Source organism: Streptomyces sp. NPDC097619, assembly GCF_040302735.1.
Taxonomy (GTDB): domain Bacteria; phylum Actinomycetota; class Actinomycetes; order Streptomycetales; family Streptomycetaceae; genus Streptomyces.
In genome coordinates this window covers 20585-27040 of the sequence record NZ_JBEOSD010000112.1, presented here as the reverse complement: position 1 = coordinate 27040, position 6456 = coordinate 20585, and the positions used below count along the sequence as shown (strand labels likewise).

Here is a 6456-nt window from a genome sequence, read left to right as displayed (position 1 = left end):
GTCCGACAGGACCGGGGCGCTTCGCGTTTCCCGTCTCCCGTCGGCACGGACCCACCGCCCCGCGCCCCGATCCCGGGACCCCGGAACCCACAGGAGACGAACATGACCGCCACCGCCACCGCCCCGCACGCCCCGGCCGCCACCGCGCCCTCCCCGGAAGAACTGATCGCCGGTTCGCGGGAGCGGATCGACACGATCGACGACCGCATCATCGGCCTCATCCAGGAACGGATGGCCGTCTCCTCGGTGATCCAGGAGGCGCGGATCGCCTCCGGGGGCCGTCGGGTGCACCTCTCCCGCGAGATGGAGGTGCTCCAGCACTGGAGCGACGCCCTGGGCAAGCCCGGCACCTCGCTGGCGATGACGCTGCTGGAGCTGTGCCGCGGCCGGGTGTGACGCCCGTTCGTCACCCTTCCGGACCGTGACCGGGGGCCGCGGGCCTTCGTTGGTGAGGGTGTCCGTGCCAGCCAGGCGCGGTTCCGCACCACGCGTGGCTCCGCTGGAGCGATGAGACGTACGGCCCGTGGAGCGTACGTCGTGGGACCTCGTTCCAGCGTGTGACCGGTCGGCAGGGGACAGCAGCCCGGTCACCCCCTTGGACGGCCGACTTCGGGGACGCCCGAAGTCGGCCGATCCGTCTTCCGGCTCGGCCGGACGGCCCGGAGAGTGCGGCCCGGGCCGTCCGGCCGTTGCCATGTCCGGGGTTCCCGCGTTCCCCGGGTTCCGGCGGTCTCCGGGTCGCCCTGCGGGCCGTCGTCCGCCCTCCCGGCACCGTACGTCCCCTTCCCTCCGCCCGCCCCCGCGGTTCGGCGACCCGTACTCAGGCCCGGCCGGTGCCGCGGCGCCGGAAGACGGCCACCAGGGCGCCGCCCGCGAGGACGGCCGCGAGGGCGATGCCCGCGAGCGTTCCGGCCTCGCTGCCCGTCGAGGCGAGGTCCCCGGAGCGGCGGGTGGCCGTGGGGCTCGGCGAGGCCGAGGCCGTGGCCGTGGTCCCGGAGCTCGCGGTCGGAGCCGGCGTGGGCGTGGCGGAGGGCACCGGGCCGGCCGTCGCCGTGCCGCTGGGCGTGGCCGTGGGGGCCGTACGGGCCGTCACGAGGACGGTCGCGCGGTCGTTCCCGGCCGGACCGGTGAAGGGCAGCAGCCGACCGGCCTCGAAGCTCCGGCCCACCGCGACCGATCCGGGGCCCGCCCCGGGCCGGTCCACGCGGAGCCGGAAGGTGTGCTCGGTCCGCTGCCCGTCCAGGTGGTACGACCTGCCGGCGGCGCAGTGGTAGACCGGCGCTCCGAGCCGCTCCTCGAGGGGCCGCCCCTGGGCGTCGTGCGGGGCGCAGGCGGCGGGCACGGCCACGGCCGTGGTGCCCGCGGGGAGGACGAACTCGGTGGCGCCGAAGGCGCGGCCGTCCGGGTCCTCGACCCAGGCGGGCCCGGCGTTGCGGAGGCCGACGGTCACGGGGACGGTCTCGCCGGGGAGGGCGCCGACGGTGGTGCCGACGGCCGCGAAGTCCGCGGTGTTGGGGGTGGTGAAGCGGAAGCTCTGCCCGTTGTCCCGCGGGGTGGGGTCGGTGGCGCGGGCGGCGGCCGGGACGGCCTTCCGCGCCACGGGCCGGAGGAGCTTCCCGGCGGCGGTGCGGGCGCGCTGCGGGGCGCCGGTGCGCTCCGGCACGGCGTCCAGGCGGTAGGAGAACTCGTCCGCCAGGGCCCGTTCCGTGGTGCGCAGGGTGAGGGCGCCCTCGGGGAGACCGTAGCTCTCCCCCGCTTCGAAGGGGCCGGGGACGTGGCAGACCACGGTCTCGCGGGCGCGCGCGCCGGGGCCGGGGTAGTCGCAGTTGTCGTAGCGCTGGAGGAAGGCGACCCCGCGGGAGTACCGGAGGGTGAGGGTGAGCTCGGCGATGTCCTCGGGGCCGTGGTTGGTGAAGGCCACGGGGACGGGCTGCTCCTGGCCGACGCGGGTGCGCGCCGCCATCCGGAAGGGTTCGGCGGCCATGTCCCCGCCGCCGACGGTGACCCGGGTGGTGAAGCCGGTGAAGCGGGCGTCGCCGGTGCCGCTGACGGCGATGCGGCCGGTGTCGCCGGCGCGGCTGCCGGGGGCGGGGCGGAGGTCGAGGCGGACCGCGGGTCGGTCGCCCGGCTCCAGTCGGGTCCGCGTGCAGAGGAGGGAGTCCCCTTCGGTGGCGCACTCCCCGCCGGGGCCGGCGTCCGCGGTGGCCACTCCGGCGATTCCGGCGAGGTCGACCCGGATCGTGTACGTGCCGGTGAGGGCGGTCCGCCCGGGGACCTCCGCCCTGATCACCAGCTCGCGCGGGCGGGCCTCGCCGGTCTTCGGGAGGGTGTGCACGGACAGGGCGGCCGGACCGTTCAGGGTGACGGAGGGCGGCGCTTCCGCCGTCGCGGGTGCCGCCGTGCCCAGGGTCGCCAGACCGGCCGCGACCAGCAGGGAAAAACTCTTCATGCCCATATCGACCCATGGATTCGAACGGAATCCGGCCTTCCCAGGTCACGAAACGAGGACAATGATCACATCCCGCCCCGCCCTGTGACCCACCTCACAGAATCGGGTCGTCCCCGCGTACAACCCTGCCCCGCACTCACGTGTCACCTAGTCACGGCTCGCGCTCCGGTGCGGGGTCCTGCACGCGGAGGGGGCGCGCAGGGCCCGCACCGGGCGCGGGCCGGAAAACCTGAAGCCACTGAAGACGCAGAAGACCCGGAAGAGCCCGCCTACGGGGCCGTCGGATCCCCGGCCGGCTTCCGGGGCGGCACCTCCGGCACCGCCAGGAAGGGCAGGCGCAGCGCGCCGAACGCCTCCTTGGGCACCGCCGGGGCAGTGGGCTCCACCGCCGCGAGCCGCCGGTAGGCGTCCCCCTGTGCGGGCCGCGGGTCCCGGTCGCCCTTGTTGGGCCAGTACGCCATCGCCCGCTCCGCCTGGGCCGTGATGGTCAGCGAGGGGTTCACGCCCAGGTTCGCCGAGACCGCCGAACCGTCCACGACCGAGATGCCCGGGTGCCCCCACAGCCGGTGGTAGGCGTCCACTACGCCCTCCTCCGCGGTCGCCCCGATCGGGCAGCCGCCCAGGAAGTGGGCGGTGAGCGGGGTGCCCATCAGCTCGCCGACGTTGCTGCCCGCGAACCCGTTGATCTCCTCCGCCAGCAGGGTCGCCGCCCGGGTGGCCGCCTCGATCTGGGTGGGGTTGGGGGCCCCGTGCCCCTGCCGGGCCGTCAGCAGCCCCTTCCCCGGGCCCCGGGGCCGGCGGTAGGTGGTCAGCGAGTTGTCCACGGACTGCATGACCAGCCCGATGATGGTCCGCTCCGACCAGCGCCGCTTGGACAGCGAGCGCAGGGTCTGCAGCGGGTGCGCCGCGGAGCGACCCAGCCAGGCGAGCACCCGGTGCGTCGAGTACGGCACCTGCGTGATGGTGAGGAAGCCCATCGAGTTGGAGCCCTTGCCGTAGCGGACGGGCTCGATGTGGGTGTCGGCGTCGGGGTGCACGGAGGAGGTGATCGCCACCCCTCGCGTGAAGTCCACCCGCTCCGCCCCGTGCCGGCGGCGGTAGCGACGGTCGTCCGTCATCGCCCCCACCAGACCCTCGGAGTTGGTGCGGGTCAGCTCGCCGAGCCGCGTCGAGAGCCGCGGCAGCTCGCCGCGGTCCTTCATCGCGTGCAGCAGGCTCTGCGTGCCGTACGTGCCCGCCGCGATCACCACCCGGCGGGCCCGCAGCACCTTGGGCTTGCCCCGGCGGCGGCCGTCGGTGGGCACGGTGCGCACCCGGTAGCCCCCCTCCGGGTGCTCCCCGACGGCGGTGACCGTGGTGAGCGGGTGGATGACCGCTCCGGCCCGCTCGGCGAGGTGCAGGTAGTTCTCGTTGAGGGTGTTCTTCGCCCCGTGGCGGCAGCCAGTCATGCACTCCCCGCACTCGGTGCAGGCCCGCCGCGAGGGGCCCGCGCCGCCGAAGTACGGGTCGGGGACCTCCTCCCCGGGCCGCGCCCGCACGCCGCCGTCGTCGCCGCCGTCCGCGCCGTCGGTGCCCTCCGGGGCGTCGCGGCCGTCGCCGAAGAACACGCCGACGGGCGCCATGTGGAAGGAGTCGGCCACGCCCATGCCCGCCGCGGCGGCCTTCAGGTGCACGTCGGAGGCGGTCATGGTCGGGTTGAGCCGGACCCCGAGCATCCGCCGGGCCTGGTCGTAGTAGGGGGCCAGTTCCTCCTGCCAGTCCGTGATGGAGGCCCACTGGCGGTCCTGGAAGAAGGCGGGCGGCGGCACGTAGAGGGTGTTGGCGTAGTTCAGCGAGCCCCCGCCCACCCCCGCCCCCGCCAACACCATCACCTTGCCGAGCAGGTGGATCCGCTGGATCCCGTACAGGCCCAGGGCCGGGGCCCACAGGTAGTTGCGCAGGTCCCAGGAGGTGCGCGGCAGGGAGTCGCGGGTGAAGCGGCGGCCCGCCTCCAGGACCCCCACCCGGTAGCCCTTCTCGGTCAGCCGGAGCGCGGAGACCGCGCCTCCGAATCCGGATCCGACGACGATGACGTCGTAGTCGTAGCCGTTGTCGTACGCCACGGAATGGCCTCCCAGGAAACGACCGGACCCCGCGGGCTCGGCTGCGGAACGGACGGGCGGAGCAAGGCGGAACGTGCGGAGCACGAGAGGGGGGCGGGGGGCGAGGGCGGGCCGCCCCGGGCCCGCCCCCACTCCCGACCGGGTGGCGTCAGCGGACCCGCAGGGCCTTCAGCAGCCGGAGGCTGCGGGTCATGAACGCGGCGTACGTCTCGTCGTCCATGCCCAGCGAGGGGGCCATGGGCAGCAGCCGCTGGTGGGCCACGGTCTGCGCCTCGGTGTACTTGAGGATGCCCTCGGAGCCGTGCCGGCGGCCGAGCCCGGAGTCCTTCATGCCGCCCATCGGGGCCTGCACGCTGCCGTAGGCGGGGGCGTACCCCTCGTTGATGTTGACCGTGCCGGTGCGCAGCCGGGCCGCGACGGCGTGGCCGCGGCGGGCGTCCTTGGTCCACACGCTGGCGTTGAGCCCGTAGGAGGTGGCGTTGGCGCGGGAGACGGCCTCGTCCTCGTCGGTGAAGCGGTAGACGGAGACGACGGGGCCGAAGGTCTCCTCCGCGCACACCGCCATCGGGGCCTCGACCCCGTCGAGGATGGTGGGCTCGAAGAACAGCGGGCCGATGTCGGGCCGGGCCACGCCGCCCGCGACCACCGTGGCGCCCTTGGCCACGGCCTCCTCCACATGCCGCCGCACCGTCTCCAGCTGGCGTTCGCCGACCAGCGAGCCCATGTCGGCGCCGTAGGCCAGGGAGCTGCCCAGCCGCATGGCGCGGGTGCGGGCGGCGAAGCGCTCCAGGAAGGCGTCGGCGACGGACTCGTGGACGTAGATGCGCTCGATGGAGATGCACAGCTGTCCGGCGGAGGAGAAGCAGGCGCGGACCGCGCTCGCGGCGGCCTTCTCCACGTCGGCGTCGTGGAGCACCAGCATGGCGTTCTTGCCGCCGAGTTCGAGGGTGACCCCGACGAGGCGGGCGGCGGCGCCTTGGGCCACCTCGCGGCCGGTGCGGGTGGATCCGGTGAAGGAGACGTAGTCGGCGTGCCGGACCACCTCGGGGCCGACCACCGGGCCCTCCCCGAGGACCACCTGGAAGACCCCGGCGGGCAGCCCCGCCTCGATGAGCAGCTCCTTGGCCCACAGCGCGGTGAGCGCGGTCTCGGTGTCGGGCTTCATGACCACGGCGTTGCCCGCGACGAAGGCGGGCAGGGCGTCGCCGACGGAGAGTTCGAGCGGGTAGTTCCAGGGGGCGATCTGGCCGACGACCCCGCGCGGCTGCCGCAGCTCGGTGACCTTGGTGAGGGTGGGCATGGCCCCGGCGTGGCCGCGCGGACGCAGGTAGGCGGGGGCCTTGCGGCCGTAGTGGCGGGCGGCCACGGCGACGGCCTGGACCTCCTCGTGGGCGTGCAGCCGGGCCTTGCCGGTCTCCAGCTGGATGAGGTCGAGGATCTCGCCCTGGCGCTCCAGCAGCAGGTCGTGGAAGCGGAGCAGGACCGCGGCGCGGGCGCGGACGGGCAGGGCCGCCCAGCCCGCCTGTGCCTTCCGGGCGGCCTCGAAGGCGGCCGCCACCTCCTCGGGGCCGGCCTCGGGCAGGTCCGCGAGCTTCTCCCCGGTGAACGGGGTGTGGTTGGCGGTGCGGCCGGAGCCGGTGGCACCACGCGTGAGCCGGGCCACCAGTTCGGGGGTCACCACGTCGGCGGCGGTGCGCGCGCCGGCCGGGGCGGGGGCCACCGGGTTGGTGGTGACAGGGACGCTGCGGAGGGGGGCGGGGGCCTGCGAGTCCGTCATGGCCGTGAGCGTATGACGTTCCGGGCAGGCTTGGGTACCCATCGGTAACCAATTTTTGGCATTCCGCCAGCGATCACTGGCAGAACTGGCCTGAACTGCGTCGATCGGGCCCTCCGTGACCCGCGTGC

At 74.9% G+C, this 6456-nt stretch carries 4 protein-coding genes; 1 reads left to right on the top strand and 3 read right to left on the bottom strand.

Annotated features, from left to right (window positions below):
* Positions 1–102: 102 nt before the first annotated feature.
* A complete protein-coding gene (locus tag ABTZ17_RS25945) occupies positions 103–396 on the top strand; it encodes a chorismate mutase (RefSeq protein ID WP_352198121.1) in 294 nt (97 codons plus the stop codon).
* A gap of 424 nt (positions 397–820) precedes the next feature.
* Here ABTZ17_RS25945 and ABTZ17_RS25940 read toward each other — a convergent pair whose 3' ends face one another.
* The 3 genes from ABTZ17_RS25940 to ABTZ17_RS25930 all read right to left on the bottom strand — a co-directional run bounded on the left by ABTZ17_RS25940 (position 821) and on the right by ABTZ17_RS25930 (position 6328).
* Positions 821–2449, bottom strand: a complete 1629-nt coding sequence (locus ABTZ17_RS25940; protein WP_352198120.1) for a hypothetical protein — start codon at positions 2447–2449, stop codon at positions 821–823.
* Between the two features lie 269 nt (positions 2450–2718).
* Positions 2719–4551 carry a GMC oxidoreductase gene (locus ABTZ17_RS25935; RefSeq protein WP_352198119.1) on the bottom strand — a complete coding sequence of 611 codons (1833 nt, stop codon included), beginning with the start codon at positions 4549–4551 and terminating at the stop codon, positions 2719–2721.
* A 148-nt stretch (positions 4552–4699) separates the two neighbouring features.
* Positions 4700–6328 carry a succinic semialdehyde dehydrogenase gene (locus ABTZ17_RS25930; protein ID WP_352198118.1) on the bottom strand — a complete coding sequence of 543 codons (1629 nt, stop codon included), beginning with the start codon at positions 6326–6328 and terminating at the stop codon, positions 4700–4702.
* Positions 6329–6456 lie beyond the last annotated feature (128 nt).

Excerpts from the sequence above, each read along its gene's own strand:
- ABTZ17_RS25945 (WP_352198121.1), top strand. The coding sequence starts at position 103 with ATGACCGCCACCGCCACCGCCCCGCACGCCCCGGCCGCCACCGCGCCC.
- ABTZ17_RS25940 (WP_352198120.1), bottom strand. The coding sequence starts at position 2,449 with ATGAAGAGTTTTTCCCTGCTGGTCGCGGCCGGTCTGGCGACCCTGGGC.
- ABTZ17_RS25930 (WP_352198118.1), bottom strand. The coding sequence starts at position 6,328 with ATGACGGACTCGCAGGCCCCCGCCCCCCTCCGCAGCGTCCCTGTCACC.